The organism is Dolichospermum sp. UHCC 0259 (assembly GCF_009711935.1).
In the GTDB taxonomy this organism is placed as follows: Bacteria; Cyanobacteriota; Cyanobacteriia; order Cyanobacteriales; family Nostocaceae; genus Dolichospermum.
The window spans coordinates 14,633-35,958 of the sequence record NZ_VIKX01000322.1; the positions used below are offsets into that span (position 1 = coordinate 14,633).

A 21,326-nucleotide genomic window follows, 5' to 3' on the forward strand; every position below is an offset into this window, starting at 1 on the left:
TTAATAATCCTCCTGCACTACCAAAGGTCATTTTTATGCCACCACTACCACCTTACTTAATTCTTATCACTGTTATTCTGGTTATCATCCCCTCAATAGTTACTATTTTTCTTCGCATATCTCTTTACCGCTATTTGATAAAGTTGACTAATAAAGTCCAACGATTAATCAAAAGTGGAATAAGGGGAGAACAACCAAAAATAGTCGAAATATTAGAAGATAGATTTCACCAAGCTAGTCAACAATTAGAACAGGTAAATACAGGAGCATTAATAGATCAAATTTATAGTCAGGAAAAAATCTTTATATTTACCTGTGAACAAATAGATTATTTCTGTCGCATTCTCCCAAACTTACTGTTAGCATTTGGGTTAATCGGTACTTTTTCCGGTATCACCATTAATTTATCTACGCTAAGTCAAACTATTAATCAAACTAATCCTAATGATGTTAGTAATTTAGTTAATGAGTTAAAGAAACCATTAGAAGGAATGAGTATTGCATTTACTACCAGTTTAACAGGACTATTTTTCAGTGCTTTGTTAACAGTGGTCAATTTTATATTTAATGCGGGACTTGCAAAATATCGCTTAATTAGTTCTTTAGAAGATTATCTAGATAATATTTATCTTCCTGAAATCCAAGGTGATAACCGTCTTGATAAAATAGTTAATAAAATGGTATCCCAGCAAGATGTATTTTTAACAAATTTTGGAAAAACAGTGCGCGAAGCTGTGGAACAATCTATGGGAAAGGTAGCACAACAAATTGCTGACGGAAATCAAGAAACTACATATTTAGCTAGACAAGTTTATGAAAAATTTACAGATGCTGCTGGAACTATATCTCGTGCTGCTAATGAATTTGAAAATTCCATGTCAGAATTAAATGCAACATCTCAGATATTTAAACAGTCGGCTGAAACTTTTAATCAAAGTCAGTTTCCTCAACAACTATCAGCAGCTACAGCAGATTTAAGTAACACACAGAAAAAGTTTTCCCAGTCAGCAACGAGTTTATCTGAAACAAGTGAATTAATTATCAAAGCTTTAATTGAACTTGAGAATTGTAGTCAGGGTTTAATTAATTTAGGAGAAGATATCAAAGGTATTAATCAAACTTCTATTCAAGTATTAGAGTTACATCAAACTAATCAAAATTCTCTGAGTGAGATTATTCCTCAACTCCAGCAAGGAGCGAATAGTTATGAGCAAGCAGTTAATAAACTGGATAATTTAGATCAAAGAGTGGGAGATAAAGTTAATAATTTAGATGAATTAATAATAGCTATTAATCAGTTATTAGAAACTGTCAAAGCATATACATCAAAAGTTGATTCTAGCATCACCGATGTATCTAATCAAATAGATGGTAATAATAATCAAAAACATACATCAGAGGTTAATGTTACCATTGACAGTGTATCTAATCAAATAGATGGTAATAATAAAAAACTTCAAACTTTTGTTAGTAATTATTGAAAACTATGTTCTTCAAGAATGTAATAAAAATCTTTATGATACAAAAAGTTCAATTGTCAGACTTAAACAAGGACTTGAATAACTCAGTAAATTAGATTTATCCAAATATTTAAAAAGCATTTAACCTATGGCACGCCGTTCACGATATAATGAGTACAATGAATATCTAAATGTTTGGCAAGCATTTACCGATCTGATGTCTAATGCTTTTATGATATTAGTCTTATTTTTGTTTCTAACTATTATCATATCACAAATAACTAAAAAAACAACAGATACACCACCAATCATAGTTATCAAAGATCAAGGTGATTATAGATTTGCTTCTGGTAGTGCGGAAATTCCGCAAAAAATGTCAATTTATATATTGAGACAAATAGTACCGGAAATAGAAACTAGAACTAAACAATATGGGATTAATGTTGTAGAAATAATTGGACACACAGATGGACAAGCTAATGGTAAAGTAATCAGTAATTTAGATATAAATTTAGAAAATGTAGCTAGTGGTAACTTAAAAGTAGGGAAACTACAAGCTGGTTCTAATGCTGATTTGGGATTAATGCGGGCTTTGTCAGTTGTTACGGTACTGCGTGATATTCAGAAAAAACAAGGTAAACTATCTGGACTATCATTTCGTGCTTATTCTGCGGCACAATTAATATTACCAAGTGGACAATTTGCCGGGATAGCGCGGAAAGAGGATGTCACTCGACGACGAATTGAAATCCGATTTACACGCTTGGGAGAAGTCCAAGAAGTTCGATAAAAAATCATATTTTCTTTATTAAAATCTTGCCTTTCCTCTTTCCCTCTTATCATAAAATTTGAGACAGGAAGGAATAAAGCACCTGAAAAACAATCCCAAAAAACCAGTAAAAACTTTTTTCTTTCAATTGCAGCTTTGAGAAGTTCAGTAAAAAAGAGTGATAATAGAAAAAATTGACCCAGCCATTTCTGGTTTCCCAATCTAATCAGCCATGCAAAACCTCACTAGAATTACCCGCAACCCAGAAGTAATGGGCGGTAAACCCTGTATCCGGGGAATGCGTGTCACAGTTAGTTCCATCATTGGCTTAATGGCATCTGGACACATTGCAAATGATATCCTCAAGGCTTACCCCTACCTTGAAGAAGCAGATATCCATGAGGCTCTTGCCTATGCTGCATGGCGGGCTGAAGAAAATACTCAAAGCGAAGCTGCAACCCAAGAACTTTTAGCAATTCCTGGATTGCTAGAACGAGTTAAGCAAAATCAAACAACCCCTAAAACCGATTTCACAAACTGGAGAACCGTTAGACAGCAATTTCAGTCAGAATAGAATAGAATAGTGTGTTTGAAGTAAGCAGCATTCCTTTAAATAAAGATATGGATACTCTAACCAAAAACAGAGAGCAAATTATTGAGTCAATTAAGACATTGCCAGAAGATTCACTCACTGAACTCATCAATTTTGTTGATTACCTGCCCTATAAAGCAACTGAAAAACAATCCCAAAAAACCAGTAGAAATTTTTTGCTTTCAATAGCAGCTTTGGGAAATTCAGTAGAAAAGGATGTTTCTGAGCGAGATGAAGAAATTCTGGCCAATGAAGTTGATCCTATTCGCGGTTGGAGTTTACATCGAGATCGCTCTTCTAGGCTAAGTTAATGAAATTAAGGATAGAGAGTGGGAAACTCATTAACAAAGATAGTATTATTAAGGATTGTTTCACTGTGTAACCTTTCCTTAGCCTGTCAATATGTCAGAAAACCTAGCTTTAAACGATGTGCTGCCAAACGCTCACAATAGCCAGAATACTATCCGCATTCGGGGTGCTAGGCAGCATAATCTGAAAAATATTGATTTGGAATTGCCCCGCGATCGCCTGATTGTCTTTACTGGCGTTTCTGGTTCGGGTAAGTCTTCTTTGGCGTTCGATACCATTTTCGCTGAAGGTCAACGTCGTTATGTGGAATCCCTCAGCGCCTACGCTCGACAATTTCTAGGACAGTTGGATAAACCTGATGTGGAAGCCATTGAAGGTTTAAGTCCGGCAATTTCCATTGACCAAAAATCAACTTCCCATAATCCCCGTTCGACGGTGGGGACGGTGACGGAAATTTATGATTATCTGCGGTTGTTATATGGTCGGGCTGGTGAACCTCATTGTCCAATGTGCGATCGCTCTATTGCTCCCCAAACCATTGACCAGATGTGCGATCGCATCATGGAACTTCCCGACCGTACCCGCTTCCAAATTTTAGCCCCTGTAGTCCGGGGAAAAAAGGGAACTCACCGTAAATTAATTTCTGGTTTAGCCGCCCAAGGATTTGTCCGAATTAGGGTAAATGGAGAGGTGCGAGAGCTATCTGATTCCATCGAGTTAGATAAAAATAACACACATACTATAGAACTGGTTATTGACAGATTAGTTAAAAAAGATGGTATTCAAGAGCGTTTGGTAGATTCTCTGGCAACTTGTCTTAAGCAATCTAACGGAATTGCCACAATTGAGGTATTAAAAGAGACATCGGATAAGATAGCGCTGGAGCGGTCTGATAGTAAGTATATAACAACTGAGGCAGAAAATCAAGGTATTTCTGAACAAGAATTACCCACAGAAATGGTGTTTTCGGAAAACTTTGCTTGTCCCGAACATGGGGCGGTAATGGAAGAATTATCCCCCCGGTTGTTTTCTTTCAATTCCCCTTATGGCGCTTGTCCCCATTGTCACGGGATTGGGACTTTAAGAAGATTTTCCCCGGAATTGGTTGCACCTAACCCAGATTCGCCCATGTATGCAGCGATCGCACCTTGGTCAGAAAAGGAAAACTCCTATTATTTGGAATTGCTGTATGCTGTCGGCTTAAATTATGGCTTTGAATTACAAACTCAATGGGGTAAGTTAACACCGGAACAGCAAAAAGTTGTTTTGTATGGGGAAGAAAACAAGAAAACTACAGAAGAGAAAAAGCAAAGTTTCAAAGGTGTCATTCCCATTTTACAAAGACAGTATGAAGGGGGAACAGAGTTAGTTAAACAGAAATTAGAAGAATATTTAATTGATCAACCCTGCGAAGTTTGTGGCGGGAAAAGATTAAAACCTGAAGCCTTAGCAGTGAAATTGGGACAATATGGAATTTTAGATTTTACCAGCGTTTCCATTCGGGAATGTCGGGAAAGAATCGAAAAATTAAAATTGAGCGATCGCCAAACCCAAATAGCCGAATTAGTTCTCAGAGAAGTTAAAGCCAGATTACAATTTTTATTAGATGTTGGCTTAGATTACCTCACCTTAGATCGTCCCGCCATGACATTATCAGGTGGAGAAGCCCAACGCATTCGATTAGCCACACAAATCGGTTCAGGACTAACAGGAGTTCTTTACGTTTTAGACGAACCCAGCATTGGATTACATCAACGAGATAACGGACGATTACTCAAAACCTTAACCAAATTACGCGACTTAGGAAATACCTTAATCGTCGTCGAACATGACGAAGAAACTATCCGCGCCGCTAACTATATAGTTGATATTGGTCCCGGTGCCGGCATTCATGGTGGAAATATTATTTCCGAAGGCAGTTTAGAGAATTTATTAAATGCAGAAGAGTCTTTAACTGGTGCTTACCTATCAGGAAGAAGAGTCATCAATACTCCAGCTAAAAGAAGAGAAGGAAATGGCCGCGCCCTAACTATTAGAAATGCCCATCGCAACAACTTACAAAACATAGATGTAGAAATTCCCTTGGGAAAACTTGTCTCCGTCACAGGTGTTTCTGGTTCAGGAAAATCTACCTTAATTAACGAATTACTTTATCCATCCCTACAACATCATCTCCTCAAAAAAGCTCCTTTACCAAAAGATATAGATGAAATCAAAGGTTTAAATTGCGTTGATAAAGCCATTGTCATTGACCAATCACCCATAGGTAGAACTCCCCGTTCCAACCCCGCCACCTATACAGGAGTTTTTGATATCATTCGTGATGTCTTTTCCCAAACCGTAGAAGCCAAAACCAGAGGTTATAAACCTGGACAATTTTCTTTTAATGTTAAAGGTGGACGATGCGAAGCTTGTAGTGGACAAGGTGTAAACGTCATCGAAATGAACTTTTTACCTGATGTTTATGTGCAATGTGAAATTTGCAAAGGTGCGAGATATAACCGCGAAACTCTCCAAGTCAAATATAAAGATAAATCAATTTCTGATGTTTTGAATATGACCGTTGAAGAAGCATTAGATTTTTGTCAAAACATTCCCAAAGCCGTAACTAGATTACAAACATTATTTGATGTTGGTTTAGGTTATGTGCAATTAGGACAACCAGCAACAACCTTATCTGGTGGAGAAGCGCAACGGGTGAAATTAGCCACAGAATTATCTCGACGTGCCACAGGCAAAACACTTTATTTAATAGATGAACCAACCACAGGATTATCTTTTTATGATGTTCACAAATTGTTAGACGTTCTCCAAAGATTAGTAGATAAAGGCAATTCCATTTTAGTCATTGAACATAACTTAGATGTAATTCGTTGTTCTGATTGGGTCATAGATTTGGGACCAGAAGGCGGAGATAAAGGCGGAGAACTGATTGCTGCGGGAACGCCAGAAGAGGTGGCAAAAAATCCCCGTTCTTATACTGGTCAATATTTACAGCAGGTATTAGCACAATATCCAGCGGTGGAGTGATTTTTTATCATGCAAAGACGCAAAAAAAGAAAAGAAATAAGAAGTGAGGCTATAATATTAATGCACAATAAAAAAGTAACGAGTTATGAATAAGGAGAAACTCAATGAATGATCAGGAGTTAGAAATTCTCCTAAATAATATGGAATCAGATCGAGTGGAACGTAAGACTTCAATATCCGATAGAGGTAAACTTTGTGAAGTAATTTGTGCATTTGCTAACGATTTACCCAATCATCAAAAATCAGGAGTTTTATTTATTGGGGTTAATGATAATGGAACTTGTGCGAACCTGACCATAGATGATAAACTTCTGCTGACACTTTCAGGTATGCGGGATGATGGCAACATTTGTTTAAGCTAAAAACAGTTGAGACATGGATTTTTGTAAAATCACGAAAACCCCAGATTTGTAGGGGTTTAGCTAATGCTTTACCCCTACCCAGAGAATCAAGTAATTAAGTCGTGTTGAGTATACCTATGAAATTCTAAACATCAATTTCACTCAATTCACGAGTGATATAGTCAAAAGGCTCATCCACAAAAGCAGTATTAGCAACACCAGCAGCCGCTACCTGTTCCTTGACGATACCCTTCATAATTTGGATACCTTGAACAGTTGAACCAATGGGTACACCCAAAGAATTGTAAGTTTCCCGTAGTCCTTGTAATACACGCTCATCCAGAACATTCATATTACCAGCCACCAGTGCATAGGTAGCATAGCGCAGGTAATAGTCCATATCCCGTAAACAAGCAGCAAAGCGACGAGTTGTGTAAGCATTACCACCAGGACGAATTAATTCTGGTAGTTCTTCAAATAACTTTGCACCAGCTTGTTTAACAATTGCGGCTGCATTGGAATTAATTGCGGCTGCGGCTTGAACTCTAGCTGTTCCACTATCAAAGTATGATTTGAGACTATCAATGGCATTCCGGTCAAAATAACGTCCGGTTACGTCATAATTCTTAATTAAAGTTGTAACGGCATCACGCATTCTTTTTTCTCCCAATCATTTAGCTATCTATGATTTGATATTAATTTGGCTGCAATTACGCACCAACAAGATTCCGTGCCAATTCATATAAAATAGACCCTGGCACAAAAACTATCCATCTGCTATCTAAGGATTTTATGCCAAAGTTGACCCATGATCATGAATTTTCTAGTTTTGTACAAATTAAGAAAGAAAGGTTAACATAACCTGTAATCCAGACAATCTGTAACAAACACGACAAAATTAGGTCAAGTTAACTATTTACGATATTCCAGGTAGTGTGTGACAACTTGGGTTAGCGTAACAAAGTGAGGATGCTTGGGCAGACTCTGGGTTTATATTAGGTAATTGGCTACATCAGGAGTAAAGTAAAAATGACAACCCCAAAAGAAATCTTGAAAAAGATTCAAGACGAAAAAATTCAGATGATTGATCTGAAATTCATTGATACACTGGGAACTTGGCAACATTTGACCATGTACCAAGACCAGATTGATGAAAGTTCATTCTCTGATGGTGTTCCCTTCGATGGTTCTAGTATTCGGGGTTGGAAAGGCATCGAAGAATCTGACATGACAATGGTGCTTGATCCTAACACCGCTTGGATTGACCCTTTCATGAAAGAGCCAACCCTAAGTATCATTTGTAGTATTAAAGAACCTCGCACTGGTCAATGGTACAACCGTTGTCCTCGCGTTATTGCCCAAAAAGCGATCGATTATCTAGCTTCCACAGGACTTGGTGACACTGCTTTCTTTGGTCCTGAGGCTGAATTCTTCATTTTTGATGATGTTCGCTATGACCAAACCACCAACTCTGGTTACTACTACGTAGATTCCGTAGAAGGTCGTTGGAATACTGGTAGAGAAGAAGGCCCTAACCTGGGTTACAAAACCCGCGTTAAAGAAGGTTACTTCCCAGTTCCTCCCACTGACAGCTTTCAAGATATGCGGACAGAAATGCTGCTAACTATGAAAGAGTGTGGAGTACCTATTGAGAAGCAACACCATGAAGTTGCGACTGGTGGTCAGTGCGAACTTGGTTTCAAATTTGGTAAGTTGATTGAAGCCGCTGATTGGTTGATGACTTACAAGTATGTAATCAAGAACGTTGCCAGAAAATACGGCAAAACCGTCACCTTCATGCCAAAACCCATTTTTGGCGATAACGGTTCTGGTATGCACTGTCACCAATCTATTTGGAAAAATGGTCAACCTTTGTTTGCGGGTGACAAATACGCTGGTATGAGCGAAATGGGACTTTACTACATTGGTGGTATTCTCAAACACGCTCCAGCATTGTTGGCAATCACCAACCCCACCACCAACTCTTACAAACGCCTCGTACCTGGTTATGAAGCACCTGTAAACTTGGCTTATTCTCAAGGTAATCGTTCTGCTTCTGTACGGATTCCTCTTTCTGGAAATAACCCCAAAGCCAAGCGTTTAGAATTCCGTTGTCCAGACGCTACTTCTAATCCTTACTTGGCTTTTGCGGCAATGCTTTGTGCTGGTATTGATGGTATCAAAAACAAAATTCATCCTGGTGAACCCTTAGATAAGAATATCTATGAACTTTCTCCAGAGGAATTGTCTAAGATTCCTTCTACTCCTGGTTCTTTGGAGTTAGCTTTGGAAGCTTTGGAAAATGATCATGCTTTCTTAACTGAAAGTGGCGTTTTCTCTGAAGACTTTATCCAAAATTGGATTGATTACAAGGTTGCTAATGAAGTTAAGCAAATGCAATTGCGTCCACATCCTTATGAATTTTTCTTGTATTACGATTGCTAATTGCAATAAGTAGTAAAAGTAGTAAGAATTCAGGAGTCAGGAGTCAGGAGTCAGAATAATTGTAAAATTGCCAAATCAACAGATTTGAGATTTTCAGTAAAATTATCACTCTTGATAGTACAAGTCATATTTATCCCGACTTGGATCATTCTGTATTCTGAATCATTACGTAATTTTTTTAGCCACCCTTTCTAGGTGGCTTTTTTTCTGACAGTCAACTCATAGAAGCTTGGCTACGTCCATAAAGCGTTTGCGTAGCGGGGTCCATCTTGCCTTGAATGGGATTCCAGTAGTGAGACATTTCTTCATGCAAACCAAGTTCTTGTGCAGCCCGCATCAACATAGATTGTTGACGATTCTTAGCTTGCTGATGTTGACGTACCATTAACTGACGTGCTTTTTCTTGAATAGACATAACACTACGCTCCTTTTAAGTTTATTTAGTGATAGATAATCTTTTGTCCTTTCGCTTATTAAGCTAACAAAAATTCTGTAGCGTAAACTACAAAATGAAAAAAATGATATGAAAGTTTACAAAATTGGTCAGTTGTCAGTTGTTAATTGTCAGTCGCAAAAGAATATTTCTCTCCCCTACTCCCCCTACTCCCCCTACTCCCCCGCTATGGATAAATCAAAATCTTATAAGTTTCCGCCGTCGGGGCGATCGCTTGGTCTACGGCTTGTGGTAGATTTTCTAAGGGATAGCGATCGCTAATTAAGGCTTTGACATCAATGCGGCGATTAAATACAATGTCCGCAGATAGGCTTTGCAGGCGATAGGATGAGCTATAACTGCCCATTAAGTCTATTTCCCGACGGTAGAGAGTATTGGGGTTAATGGGGATGGTTAACTCGTCTGGGAACTCTGCAAAGAAGAGAATTTTTCCACCTTTGCGAGTACAGTCCAAAGCTTGAAAAAATGCTTTGTCACTGGGAACAGCTAACAAGGTGACATCAACACCCATTCCCCCAGTTAAAGCTTGAATTTTGGTAGATAAATCAGGGTCACGGGCATCAAAAGCTGCTTCTGCACCTACTTCCAGAGCCTTTTCAATTCTAGATGGTAAGAGGTCAGTAGCGATCGCTCTCCCGCCAAAATACTTCACCAACATCATAAACATTAACCCAATCGGACCTGCACCAGTAACTAACACAGTTTGTCCCGGTGCAATTTGGGCTTTTTTAACAGCCTTTAAACAGCAATTAGTCGGTTCAACAAAACTCGCCTCCTCAAAACTGATATCATCAGGAATCGGAATCAAGCCACCATTTTCCACAATATGTCCTGGAACTTTCACATACTCCGCAAAACCGCCTCCACTGGCGTTAAAACCCGCCGTAGTCGAGATATTTTTATAAACATCGCACATCGAAAAATTATCACTTAAACAGTAAGCGCAACGCATACATGGTATATGGTGCATCACCGCTACCCGTTGTCCTACAGTCCACCCTTTCACCTGCGAACCAACAGCCGCAATAGTTCCAGCAGTTTCATGTCCAAATATGCGTGGCGGTTCATACAAAGGATAACGAATCTTTTTAATATCGGACTGACACAAACCCACAACCCGCACCTGTACCAGCACTTCATCTGCTTCTAGTGTCGGAACTGGAACTTCTTCGTAGGATAATTGATTTACGCCTCTAAATACTTGTGCTTTCACGTTGGTTTTCCACTATTCAACGTTACTAGATTTAACATTTTGTGGTTGAATTTAGGTAATCAAGTTTCAGTCAGAGTTTTTAGTTGCTACCCAACCACCAACCCATAGTCCTGTATAAAATCTTAAAATATTGCCAAAACCAGCTTCCTGCAATAATTCCACTACTCTTATTTCTGAAATAGGAAAAACACCTTTTTTGATGGTTTCTAATGCTTCCATTCTTTTTTCTGGGTTTATTCCCATTTGTTCCCAAAAAACTTTAATTATGGAAATTATCTGTTCAAATTCATCAGTTTCTTTTTCACCATATATATCCACTAAAATAAAAGTTGCTAATGGTTTTAGCCGCTGGGAAATATTTTCAAGTAAAGCCAGTTTACTGCCATCATCTGGAAGAAAGTGCATTACTAAAATACAAGTTGCTGCGTCATATAAAAAAGTAGTATTTAATTCATGGGTATATCCTGCAAATAATTTGATTTGCTCAGATAATCCATGATGATCTATTTTATTCTGAGCGATAGAAAGCATATCATTCGATGGATCTACACCTAGCATCTGCCAGTGTGAATTACCTTTACCGAACTTGACTAACTCCATCCCACTACCAGCACCCACTATCAACAAATTAGCTTTTTCTGGTAAATTTGCGCCTAAAACAGATAATGCAAGATTGTGCATTACCTCATAACCAGGCAGAACCATCTGAATCATCGTGTCGTACTCATTAGTAGCAACTGGTGGGTTAGAGTCAAAATTTATAGTCTGCTCTAGCATTTGCTTTTATTGTTATGTGTATAAATCATAAATCTCATTAGTAAAATAACATTGTGCATCACAATTTAACTATTTCATTCACTCTTCGTAATCATACAGTCCCGCTGCTTCAGTTATTTCTATAAGTTCCTGTAAACATTTCCTCCGTTTTATATCTCGTTCTTGCTTATACTTCATTAAATCATCAAAACGAACACGGCGATGTGTTCCTACCCTAATACAAGGAATTTCACCCTGGTCTAATAACTTAATCAGGTAAGGACGGGAAACTTTGAGAATGTCTGCGGCTTTTTGTGTTGTTAGTTCTCTATCCTGAATAACTACAGATATTACTTTACCTAATGCCAGTGCATGAACAGCTTGATGTAAAATCTGATAAACCGATTCGGGAATGGGAATTTCTTGACCGTCTACTCCTACTAATTTTGGTTGAGAGCCTTCAAGCTGGAGTATACTTTCCAGATGCTTGATAGATGATTTTTCCAGTTCTTGAGCCATAACTGACTCTAAAGGAGGGTTTTGCTCAGTAATAGTCTTCATAATGAATATATATTTGATATCCATATCATATATTCTATATCCTCTAAACGCAATATCCGAAACGATGATTAGATGAAATATGCTTTATAAAGCGTTGTGACAAAGCAATAGATTCGGTTTATTTTTTGGACATTTTTATTGAGAAGCTATATAAAACTTTGTAAATTCTCATCACAATTTTACATATCTGTAACCTAAAATACAGATTAATTAATCATCTTAATTAGAAAAACCAGATAAAGAAATAATTATTTTTACCGAAAACATAACTGCAATTTTCAACCAAAATATACATCACAATAAAAATGGCAAAATGCCGTTATTTTCCCTTTCCAATGAGATATCATCAAAATAATTGGCAATAATATATCTTTCATACTTGTGAAGTTCCAGGTTAAATATAATTACTAATTGCTGTAGTCAAATCTAGGTTTATCTATATATTTTATCATGCAGATGCACCATATAGATTATGATCTGCTGTCTAAATCCCGATTGTTCAAATCCTCAAAATCCCGATCATCATAAAATTTGTCAAACTTGTCACACTCCGTTAGTGCCACTTTTGAGAAATCGGTTTCGTGTCCTCCGTGTTCTTTCTGATGAAGGCGGATTTGGCAGAACTTATATATCAGAAGATATTGATAAATTAAATGAATTATGTGTAGTTAAACAACTAGCACCAAAATTTCAAGGTACTTGGTCACAAAAAAAAGCAACTCAACTATTTGCAGAAGAAGCCAGACGACTGCAAGAATTAGGAGAACATCCCCAAATTCCCACACTTGTAGCTTATTTTCAGCAAGATAATTGTTTGTATTTAGTACAACAATTTATTGATGGTCAGAATTTATTTAATGAATTAAAATCTCGAAGAATTTATAAAGATTGGGATATTCAATCTATTTTATTAGATTTATTACCCATTATCAAATTTGTGCATCAACATGGAGTAATTCATCGTGATATTAAACCAGAAAATATTATTCGTCGAAAATCTGATGGGAGATTAACACTGATTGATTTTGGTTCTTCCAAACAATTAACCGCACAAGTACAGCGAAAAAATGGTACTTCTATTGGTTCACATGGTTATTCTCCCATTGAACAAATTAGAGATGGAAAAGCCTATCCCGCCAGTGATTTATTTAGTTTAGGTGCTACTTGTTTTCATCTATTAACAGGAGTTTCTCCTTTTCAATTATGGATGGAATATGGTTATGCTTGGGTAGAAAATTGGCAGCAGTATTTACGCTTTACTTTGAGTTCAGACTTATCAGAAATCATAGATAAATTACTCCAAAAAGAAATAGATAGTCGCTATCAATCTGCTGACGAAGTAATTAGAGATTTGATGAAAAAGCATACTCATATTCTACCAGCAGCAAATCATCAAATCATAAAATCAACTGCAAAAAAGGCTCAATCACAGTCATCCAAATATACTTGGGTCAGAAATTTAATTTTCATATCGGGGATAATTGTCTCTTTCGCATTAGCAGAATCGGGTTATCGAGAATTTCGTAAGTTAAAAACCAACTTTTCATTTAGTTGGAGTCAACCTCGCAATAGTCCACCAACCTCTGCAACATCAGAAAAAAAATTATCTTTAGTCAATACTTTCTTTGGACATAAAAGCAAAGTTTTGTCAGTAGTTATGAGTCCAAATGGCAAACTAATTATCAGCGGTGGTGATTGCGAAAAAAGTAATAATATTCAATGTGATAATCTTAAATTATGGGATGTCACTACAGGTAAAGAAATTACCAGTCTCAAGGGACATTCCCAAAATGTCAATGTAGTAGCTATCACTGCTAATGGTAAAACTTTAGTTAGTGCTGGTGATGATAAAACTATTAAGATTTGGAATTTACAAACAAATCAATTAATTCACACCTTAAAGAGTCATACAGATGCAATTCATAGTTTAGCTATTAGTAGTGATGGTAAAATTTTAGTTAGTGCTAGTGATGATAAAACTATCAAAGTTTGGAATTTAATCACAGGTAAACTAATTCGCACTTTAATTGGTCATAAATATTGGGTGCGTACTGTAGATATTAATTCTGATGGTGTTACCTTAGCAAGTGGTAGTTTTGATAAAACGATTAAATTATGGAATCTTAATCAAGAAGCACCAATTCAGAATTTAGCTACCAGTTCACAAACAGTTATAGCTGTGGCTTTTAGTCCTAACGGTAAAATTTTAGCAAGTTCCAGCCGCGATCGCGTAAGCGCTGACCGAAGGTATCGCACAATTAAATTATGGAATCTGCAAACCCTAAAAGAAATTCGGACTCTCATGGTAGAAGATAATAGTGTTAATACTATTGCTTTTAGTCTCGATGGTAAAATTTTAGCAAGCGCTGGACGAAATATTTCTGAAGAACAAATCTATCACACCATTAAACTCTGGAACGTAGCTACAGGAGAGGAAATGCTAACATTGACGGGACATAGTAATGCTGTTACTTCCCTTGCTTTTAGTGCTGACGGGAAGTTTCTAGTTAGTGGTGGTGAAGATAATTTAGTTAAAATTTGGCAGATTCCAGTCAATGATGACAAAAATTTTCCCCGTCGAGGGTTGGTACTTGATAAAACTAAATTTCGGTAGTTTGTGGGATTACAGATTATAACTCTACAACGTCCCCGATTCTAGTTGATCTAAATAGATGAAATCAGGAGACTTAACTCCAGCTTCTTGTCTAATTTTCACGAGTTTGGGAGATTCAAAAAACCGCTTTGCATCTTCTATAGATGTCCATGATGAAAAATGCACTATTTTATTGGGATTACTTTCGTACCTTAAAACCTGATATGCTATTTCTCCAGCTTCCTTGCGGATATCGGCTGCATTATCAAAAACCTTTTTCCATGCTTCATAGTCTTCAACTTCATGGATAATCAAGACATATTTCATGATTTTGTTTAATTGGTAGTGTTTCTTCTACCAAATAATACTATAAATTGCTTCCGTATCGAGCTAGATAAATCTGATGAGGTATCTGCAATTTATAGCCTCAGTATGCAATTCAAAGCATTTGTTGGGTTGCGCTGTCGCTTAACCCAACCTACGAAAAATATTTATATATTAAAGGTAAATCTCAGCCAAATTAATGCAGCTATTCAATTAATTCGAGAAAGTCATCGCTCATTGTTGTATATTGGGGGGGGGAGAGCGATGTCAAGACGCAAATACTAAAGCCTAATGGTAATTTTATGATTTTTTATTGTATTTACCTACCTGTATGATGTGATTGATATTGATATGTAACTCCAGATAATGCAGCTACGAAAACCCAAGAGAGAGTATTTAACCGGATATCAAAAGTGGTGACATCAACAGTATTAAATAGTATCCATCCGATAAAGGTGATAAGATAACTAAAGAAAATTAGGCGATTTTCTGGTTCTATATATCGAGATTTCCAAAGAATTTGACTGGCTGTAATTAATATCCAAATCAGTAACCCACAAAATAGCAAAGTAGTAATTAACCCCGTTTCCGCAGACAGCATTAGAAATAGATTATGGGGATGGTTGACATCAATTTGCATTTGGGTTTTATAAAGTCCCCCGAAACTGCGTAAACCTGAACCAGTGAAAGGATGTTGTTGAGTTAGATTCCAGGCAAATTCCCATTGAGTTTTTCGCATTAATCCCACTGGTCTATTAGGGAACATATCATCATTTAATCGCGCCCAAATACCGTAGGGAATAAAAAGGCGAAAAAATTGGGCAATAGGTGAAGGTGCAAAAGCTGCCAAGAAACAAAAACTAGTAATGGTGACAACAGCCGCAACAATTAATCGCCAACCTTTATATAAAGCGTAAGCTAAACAGGCGAAAATAGTGATTCCCCAACCATTACGAGAATTGGTTAAAATTAAGGCGATAAAGTTAGCACATACTGTAATTGTCAAGAAGATAATTAGGCGATTTTTTTGTTGGAGTTTGTGATAGTTTTCTAGCCATAACCCTAAACCCAAAATAAAAATAGTTACTAAATAAGCAGCTAAAGTATTGGGGTGCATGAAATTAGCAGTCATGCGTCCTGATAATGATTTTTCTGGTGCAACTGTCCAATCAAAAACAATCCATAAAAACTGAAATTGAAAATTCCAAGCGAGAAACAATTGACCAAAACCGATGATTAAAACAGGTACAGATCCAAACACCATGATCCAAGCAATTTGTCGTAATTGGGCGGGTGTTTGGATGAGAGGAGTGAGTCCGGTAAAAAAGAAAAAGAAGGGGATTAAGTTGAATAAACCTAAAACAGCATCGAGTTGACTAGAGGCGAATCCAGTGGTAATTAGGAGTAAGATACTCAAAATAGCAAATCCCTTGTGAATTGGGCGATCGCTAATGATATGGTATTGTTTACGCCAAGTTAGCAATGATGCCACAACGATAGAGATACCGCCTAAAAATGGACTCAGGGGGAAAGATATTAGTCCAAATTGTAGCCAATTCCAAGGGGTCTGTAAGCGGGGATTTGGATGATCAAAAGTTTTTTTTAAGCTATTTCCCAACATTCTGTACGGGTAAGACGAATTTGCGCGAGGGTGAAGACGGTAGGAATAATTCTGCCATAGTTTGTGGCGATCGCTCTCCAACCCAAATCAGCAAAAAACCAAGCCCACATCACAGGCCCTACCAACGCGAACGCACTACGAACCGCACCATAACGGGCTGCACTCATGGTCATACCTCGACGGGACATTTGTAAGGCTACATAGTTTTGAAACTGTTTGGTAGCTAATCCTGTACCTGTAATTGCTGCTTCTTTGGTCACTTGATAGGTAGCAAAATGAATAGCAAATTGACGGGCGATTTGTTGAAGCACAAAAGGTTGAATGACAGAAGTTACAGCCAAAGCACTACCACCTTTAAATATTAATCCTAAAGGATCACGTTGCAATGACAATGGTAATGGTTGTTTAAATTTTGTTTGTGATAATTGACCTTGGATATTAATAGTTAGTTGCTGTTTATCTGTTTTTGGCAACTTTTTCCAAACCTTTCCTAGTAGATGCAAAAATACTTCTGCTTCTAAATCAATTGTTGTTAAGTCTTGATAATAGTGAATTTTCAAATATTTGCATACTTGAATTAGGGCTTGTCTGTAAGTTACTTGATCAGTGCGTCCGCGTAATACAGTGATACCATCAGCCGCTAAAAACCGAAAACGATCTTCTATTGTATCTAACCAAGCTTGACGATCTTGGCTTTGCACTGTCATGGGTTCGGGTGTGTGAACATAATCTAAGGGGTTAAACTTGCGACTAAACAGAATAGCTGTCAAGTCCTGTAGTTCCTCTTCGGTGGCTAATTCCAATACCGCCCTGAGTTCTTCCAATTTCCCTTCCTCTCTTCTGTACCACGTAGTCTGTACCTTATTCTACTATCTTGTCAATCAAAAATTTTTGCTTCTACCGTTTCCTTCATGAAAGGAGAAGGAAGTCAAAAGAGGTAAATATATCGTTCCTGTTCCAAAAAATACCGCCATTACTACCGAAAAAGCAATCACCACCATCATCGAAACCGCCGATTTCGTCACCAATACCGGGAAAACCATCATCTCCAGAATTTGCTAAATCGCCACTATGATAATATATGTGGTATGTGTGGCGATCGCTAAAAAATCCTCTCAAAAATCCTAACTCATCACTAATCCTTTACTGGCTAACCATTCACTATTAAATATTCGTGACTGATAGCGAGAACCACTGTCACACAAAATAGTTACAATAGTATGTCCTGGACCCAATTGTTTCGCTAAAGCTACCGCCGCACCGACATTGATTCCCGTTGAACCACCCATTAATAAACCATCTTTTCTTAATAGTTGATAAACCACTCTCAAGGCTTCAGAATCATCAATTTGGATAGCATCATCAACAGGTGCGCCTTCCATATTAGCAGTAATCCGACTATTACCAATCCCCTCAGTAATCGAATTACCTTCGATTTTGATTTCCCCAGTTTTGATATAGCTATATAGTCCACTACCTAAAGGGTCAGCCACCACACATTTAACGCCCGGATTTTGTTCTTTCAGGTACATAGCCACACCAGCATAAGTACCACCCGTACCAGTGGATGCCACCCAGCCATCTATTTTACCATGAGTCTGTTGCCAAATCTCTCTACCTGTGGTTTCATAATGGGCAACACGATTAGCTAAATTATCAAATTGATTAGCCCAAATGGCATTTTCCATTTCTGCCGCAATTCTACCAGATAGTTTGACGTAATTATTCGGATCTTTGTACGGCACAGCAGGAACAGGACGAACTTCCGCACCCAAGGTGGTTAAAGCATCTATTTTTTCCTGGGATTGGGTATTGGGAATAAAAATCAAGCATTTATAACCTTTGACATTGCAGATATGCGCCAGCCCAATTCCCGTATTTCCCGCTGTTCCTTCTACTACTGTACCACCGGGTTTGAGGAGTCCTTTTTTTTCTGCATCTTCGATAATATACAGCGCAGCCCGATCTTTGACAGAACCACCGGGGTTCAGAAACTCGGCTTTGGCCAAGATTTCACAACCTGTTTCTTCGCTAAAACTGTTTAAACGAATTAATGGGGTGTTACCAATTGTACCAACAAATCCATTTTTGATATCCATTTTGTATCTACCTGAGTTTTTCTCAAATTTTGTTTTTGTTTCGCGCAGAGTCGCTAAGGAGCAAAGACGCAAAGGAAGAAATACATTAAAATTGCTATAATCTCAATTTTAGTGCGATCTTCTTCCAGACAATTTCCGAAAAGCAAGGACAAAAGATTGAATTTAAACTCAATTCAGCAATCTTCATATTACTTGGTTGTTTGACCTATGTCAGTTATCATACAATATATTAAATGATGTCATAAACGAGGTAGACATTAATGAAATCTCCCCATGAACACAATCAAGACATTCAACGTCAGGTGGAAAAGCGACTGCGAGAAATAGATGATCAAATCAATCCTGTTGATCAACCTGTTTATCAAACTCAGAAACATCAACCCGAACAAAAACCTTGGTTAAGAAAAGTAATTCTCGGTGGTAAATTTTTTGCTTTGGCTGTAGCGACTTTGGTTGCAGTTCGAGTAGCCTCAGTTTTAGCAGGAGTTGTGATTTTTGGGGCTTTGGCTTTTCTTGTTTATAAACTTTTCCTAGAATCCAAATTTAAGAATATTAAATAAAGTGTGATCATCATGAATTATCAAGTGGGAACTGACCAATTTATCAACGATTTAGAACGAGTTTCTCAAGTTCGTTCCGAAATTTCTATTTGTTTGAGTAAAATCGCCGATGTTATTAATCAAGCAGAATTGTCTGGAGATACTTCTTCTGGTAAGTTGAGTTTAGCAAGAGACATTGAAGACATTACAGCCGCTAGTAAGAATCTCAGAAATGGTGTATTTCGGCTGTTAGTTTTAGGGGATATGAAACGGGGTAAAAGTACGTTTCTTAATGCTTTAATTGGTGAAAATTTATTACCTAGTGATGTAAATCCCTGTACTGCGGTATTAACAATTTTACGATATGGACCAGAAAAGAAAGTTACCATTCATTTCAATGATGGCAAAAGTCCCCAACAGTTAGATTTTCAGAGTTTTAAATATAAATATACCATTGATCCGGCAGAAGCAAAGAAGTTAGAACAGGAGCAAAAACAAGCATTTCCTGATGTTGATTATGCTGTGGTTGAGTATCCTTTGACGTTACTAGAAAAGGGCATTGAAATTGTTGATAGTCCAGGTTTGAATGATACAGAAGCTCGCAATGAGTTATCTTTAGGCTATGTGAATAACTGTCATGCCATTTTATTTGTGATGCGGGCTTCTCAACCTTGTACTTTAGGTGAAAGACGGTATTTGGAGAATTATATCAAAGGACGGGGTTTATCGGTTTTCTTTTTAGTTAATGCTTGGGATCAGGTGAAAGAATCATTGATTGATCCTGATGATATGGAAGAATTAACCGCAGCAGAAACTCGACTCCGACAAGTATTTAAAGCTAATTTGGCGGAATATTGTTATGTAGATGGACAAGATATTTATGATGAAAGAGTGTTTGAACTTTCTTCCATTCAAGCCCTCCGACGCAGATTAAAAAATCCTCAAGCTGATTTAAGTAAAACAGGCTTTCCTGAGTTTATGGGGGCGTTAAATACCTTCTTGACTAGGGAAAGAGCGATCGCTCAATTACGTCAAGTCAGAACCCTCGCTAGACAAGCTGTCAACCATACCCTAGAAGCTATTAACAGACGCATTCCCTTACTAGATCAAGATGTAGATGAATTGAAAAAAAGAGTTGATTCCGTAGAACCCGAATTTACCAAACTCAATAGTATTCGTGATCAATTCCAAAAAGAAATTATCAATACCAGAGATAGTCAAGCGCGAGGAATTTCTGAATCTTTCCGCAGCTACGTTTTAAACTTAGGTAACACCTTTGAAAATGATTTCTTACGCTATCAACCAGATTTAAATTTGTTCGATTTCTTAAGTAGTGGAAAAAGAGACGCTTTTAACATCGCCCTTCAAAAAGCCTTTGAACAATATATCGCCGATAAATTCTCAGCTTGGACATTAACTGCGGAAAAAGACATGAACGCAGCATTTAGAGAACTATCTAATTCCGCAGCCCAATATGGTGCTTCCTACAATCAAGTTACCAATCAAATCACCGAAAAATTAACAGGACAAAAAGTTAACGTTAACACTCATGCTACCACAGAAGATGATAACTCTCCTGGTTGGGCAAAATGGGCAATGGGTTTATTATCTTTATCCAGAGGTAACTTAGCCGGTGTCGCTTTAGCTGGTGCTGGTTTTGATTGGAAAAACATCCTTTTAAACTACTTTACAGTTATTGGTGTCGGGGGAATGATTACAGCAGTAACAGGAATTTTCCTCGGACCAATAGGTTTTGCTTTATTAGGTTTGGGAGTAGGAATTTTACAAGCAGATCAAGCAAGAAAAGAATTAGTAAAAACTGCAAAAAAAGAATTAGTCAAATATCTTCCCCAAGTTGCAAACGAACAAGCCCCAATTGTTTACGATGCAGTCAAAGAATGTTTTAGCACTTACGAAAAAGAAGTAAGTCAGCGAATTAATGATGATATTAGTTCTCGCAAATCAGAACTAGATAATCTCCTCCAACAGAAGAAAACACGGGAAATTAACCGTGAAACTGAATTTAACCGCTTTAAAAACTTACAAGAAAACATCATTGAACAACTGCAAAAAATCGAAGCTGCTTACAGCAATTTGTTAGCTTATTACAGCTAATTAACAGTAGGTTGGGTTGACGCAAGGAAACCCAACACTAGATTTTTTTCACGCAGAGACGCTCCAGGCGCAAAGCCATGAGAAACAAGAGTATTACTAAGAAAT

General features: G+C 37.4%; 20 protein-coding genes and 1 pseudogene. 11 read left to right on the forward strand and 10 right to left on the reverse strand.

Annotation, left to right across the window (positions count from 1 at the left end; translation table 11 throughout):
- Positions 1–35: 35 nt before the first annotated feature.
- The 6 genes and pseudogenes from FJR05_RS25390 (at position 36) to FJR05_RS25415 (ending at position 6,522) form a co-directional block, all read left to right on the forward strand.
- Positions 36–1,481 carry a hypothetical protein gene (locus FJR05_RS25390; RefSeq protein ID WP_254447106.1) on the forward strand — a complete coding sequence of 482 codons (1,446 nt, stop codon included), beginning with the start codon at positions 36–38 and terminating at the stop codon, positions 1,479–1,481.
- Between the two features lie 127 nt (positions 1,482–1,608).
- Positions 1,609–2,250: a flagellar motor protein gene (locus FJR05_RS25395; RefSeq protein WP_168646668.1), complete on the forward strand. Its 642-nt coding sequence runs from the start codon at positions 1,609–1,611 to the stop codon at positions 2,248–2,250.
- Positions 2,251–2,461: 211 nt separating this feature from the next.
- Positions 2,462–2,665: pseudogene (locus FJR05_RS26790) on the forward strand (DUF433 domain-containing protein); the annotation flags it as partial.
- Positions 2,666–2,850: 185 nt separating this feature from the next.
- Positions 2,851–3,132, forward strand: coding sequence for a DUF2281 domain-containing protein (locus FJR05_RS25405; protein WP_168646670.1), 282 nt, complete (start codon positions 2,851–2,853; stop codon positions 3,130–3,132).
- 91 nt (positions 3,133–3,223) lie between these two features.
- Positions 3,224–6,160: an excinuclease ABC subunit UvrA gene (gene uvrA / locus FJR05_RS25410; protein WP_168646671.1), complete on the forward strand. Its 2,937-nt coding sequence runs from the start codon at positions 3,224–3,226 to the stop codon at positions 6,158–6,160.
- A gap of 104 nt (positions 6,161–6,264) precedes the next feature.
- A complete protein-coding gene (locus FJR05_RS25415; protein ID WP_254447108.1) occupies positions 6,265–6,522 on the forward strand; it encodes a helix-turn-helix domain-containing protein in 258 nt (85 codons plus the stop codon).
- A gap of 124 nt (positions 6,523–6,646) precedes the next feature.
- Here the strand turns inward: FJR05_RS25415 and apcB are convergent, their stop codons facing one another.
- Entirely contained in the window at positions 6,647–7,156 is a 510-nt protein-coding gene (apcB, locus tag FJR05_RS25420) for an allophycocyanin subunit beta (protein ID WP_168646672.1), read from the reverse strand.
- A 374-nt stretch (positions 7,157–7,530) separates the two neighbouring features.
- Between apcB and glnA the strand changes: the two genes are divergently transcribed.
- The gene (gene glnA / locus FJR05_RS25425; protein ID WP_168646673.1) at positions 7,531–8,946 is read left to right on the forward strand and encodes a type I glutamate--ammonia ligase; all 1,416 of its coding nucleotides are present in this window, start codon (positions 7,531–7,533) and stop codon (positions 8,944–8,946) included.
- 214 nt (positions 8,947–9,160) lie between these two features.
- Here glnA and FJR05_RS25430 read toward each other — a convergent pair whose 3' ends face one another.
- The 4 genes from FJR05_RS25430 to FJR05_RS25445 all read right to left on the reverse strand — a co-directional run bounded on the left by FJR05_RS25430 (position 9,161) and on the right by FJR05_RS25445 (position 11,930).
- On the reverse strand, positions 9,161–9,361 hold the full coding sequence (locus FJR05_RS25430; protein WP_168646674.1) for a hypothetical protein: 201 nt from the start codon (positions 9,359–9,361) through the stop codon (positions 9,161–9,163).
- Positions 9,362–9,566: 205 nt separating this feature from the next.
- Positions 9,567–10,613, reverse strand: a complete 1,047-nt coding sequence (locus tag FJR05_RS25435; protein ID WP_168646675.1) for a zinc-dependent dehydrogenase — start codon at positions 10,611–10,613, stop codon at positions 9,567–9,569.
- A 66-nt stretch (positions 10,614–10,679) separates the two neighbouring features.
- Complete coding sequence (locus FJR05_RS25440; RefSeq protein WP_168646676.1) at positions 10,680–11,390, reverse strand: class I SAM-dependent methyltransferase; 711 nt, start codon at positions 11,388–11,390, stop codon at positions 10,680–10,682.
- Between the two features lie 78 nt (positions 11,391–11,468).
- A complete protein-coding gene (locus tag FJR05_RS25445) occupies positions 11,469–11,930 on the reverse strand; it encodes a helix-turn-helix domain-containing protein (RefSeq protein ID WP_168646677.1) in 462 nt (153 codons plus the stop codon).
- Between the two features lie 472 nt (positions 11,931–12,402).
- Between FJR05_RS25445 and FJR05_RS25450 the strand changes: the two genes are divergently transcribed.
- On the forward strand, positions 12,403–14,544 hold the full coding sequence (locus tag FJR05_RS25450; RefSeq protein ID WP_168646678.1) for a serine/threonine-protein kinase: 2,142 nt from the start codon (positions 12,403–12,405) through the stop codon (positions 14,542–14,544).
- Positions 14,545–14,568: 24 nt separating this feature from the next.
- Here FJR05_RS25450 and FJR05_RS25455 read toward each other — a convergent pair whose 3' ends face one another.
- On the reverse strand, positions 14,569–14,850 hold the full coding sequence (locus FJR05_RS25455) for a putative quinol monooxygenase (protein WP_168646679.1): 282 nt from the start codon (positions 14,848–14,850) through the stop codon (positions 14,569–14,571).
- A 105-nt stretch (positions 14,851–14,955) separates the two neighbouring features.
- Between FJR05_RS25455 and FJR05_RS25460 the strand changes: the two genes are divergently transcribed.
- Positions 14,956–15,132, forward strand: coding sequence for a hypothetical protein (locus FJR05_RS25460; protein ID WP_168646660.1), 177 nt, complete (start codon positions 14,956–14,958; stop codon positions 15,130–15,132).
- Between the two features lie 34 nt (positions 15,133–15,166).
- On the opposite strand, the gene FJR05_RS25465 is transcribed toward FJR05_RS25460, so the two are convergent.
- The 4 genes from FJR05_RS25465 to FJR05_RS25480 form a co-directional block, all read right to left on the reverse strand.
- Positions 15,167–16,468: an O-antigen ligase gene (locus FJR05_RS25465; RefSeq protein WP_168646680.1), complete on the reverse strand. Its 1,302-nt coding sequence runs from the start codon at positions 16,466–16,468 to the stop codon at positions 15,167–15,169.
- Positions 16,450–17,292 (reverse strand): YaaW family protein, encoded by an 843-nt coding sequence (locus tag FJR05_RS25470; protein ID WP_168646681.1) that lies wholly within the window; start codon positions 17,290–17,292, stop codon positions 16,450–16,452. Before FJR05_RS25470 ends, FJR05_RS25465 begins: the two co-directional genes overlap by 19 nt.
- A gap of 85 nt (positions 17,293–17,377) precedes the next feature.
- Positions 17,378–17,587: a hypothetical protein gene (locus tag FJR05_RS25475; protein ID WP_168646682.1), complete on the reverse strand. Its 210-nt coding sequence runs from the start codon at positions 17,585–17,587 to the stop codon at positions 17,378–17,380.
- Positions 17,588–17,592: 5 nt separating this feature from the next.
- Positions 17,593–18,567, reverse strand: coding sequence for a cysteine synthase A (locus FJR05_RS25480; RefSeq protein ID WP_168646683.1), 975 nt, complete (start codon positions 18,565–18,567; stop codon positions 17,593–17,595).
- A gap of 260 nt (positions 18,568–18,827) precedes the next feature.
- On the opposite strand from FJR05_RS25480, the gene FJR05_RS25485 reads away from it, so the two are divergent.
- Both FJR05_RS25485 and FJR05_RS25490 read left to right on the forward strand, forming a co-directional pair.
- Entirely contained in the window at positions 18,828–19,127 is a 300-nt protein-coding gene (locus tag FJR05_RS25485) for a hypothetical protein (RefSeq protein ID WP_168646684.1), read from the forward strand.
- A gap of 12 nt (positions 19,128–19,139) precedes the next feature.
- Positions 19,140–21,221: a dynamin family protein gene (locus FJR05_RS25490; RefSeq protein WP_168646685.1), complete on the forward strand. Its 2,082-nt coding sequence runs from the start codon at positions 19,140–19,142 to the stop codon at positions 21,219–21,221.
- Positions 21,222–21,326 lie beyond the last annotated feature (105 nt).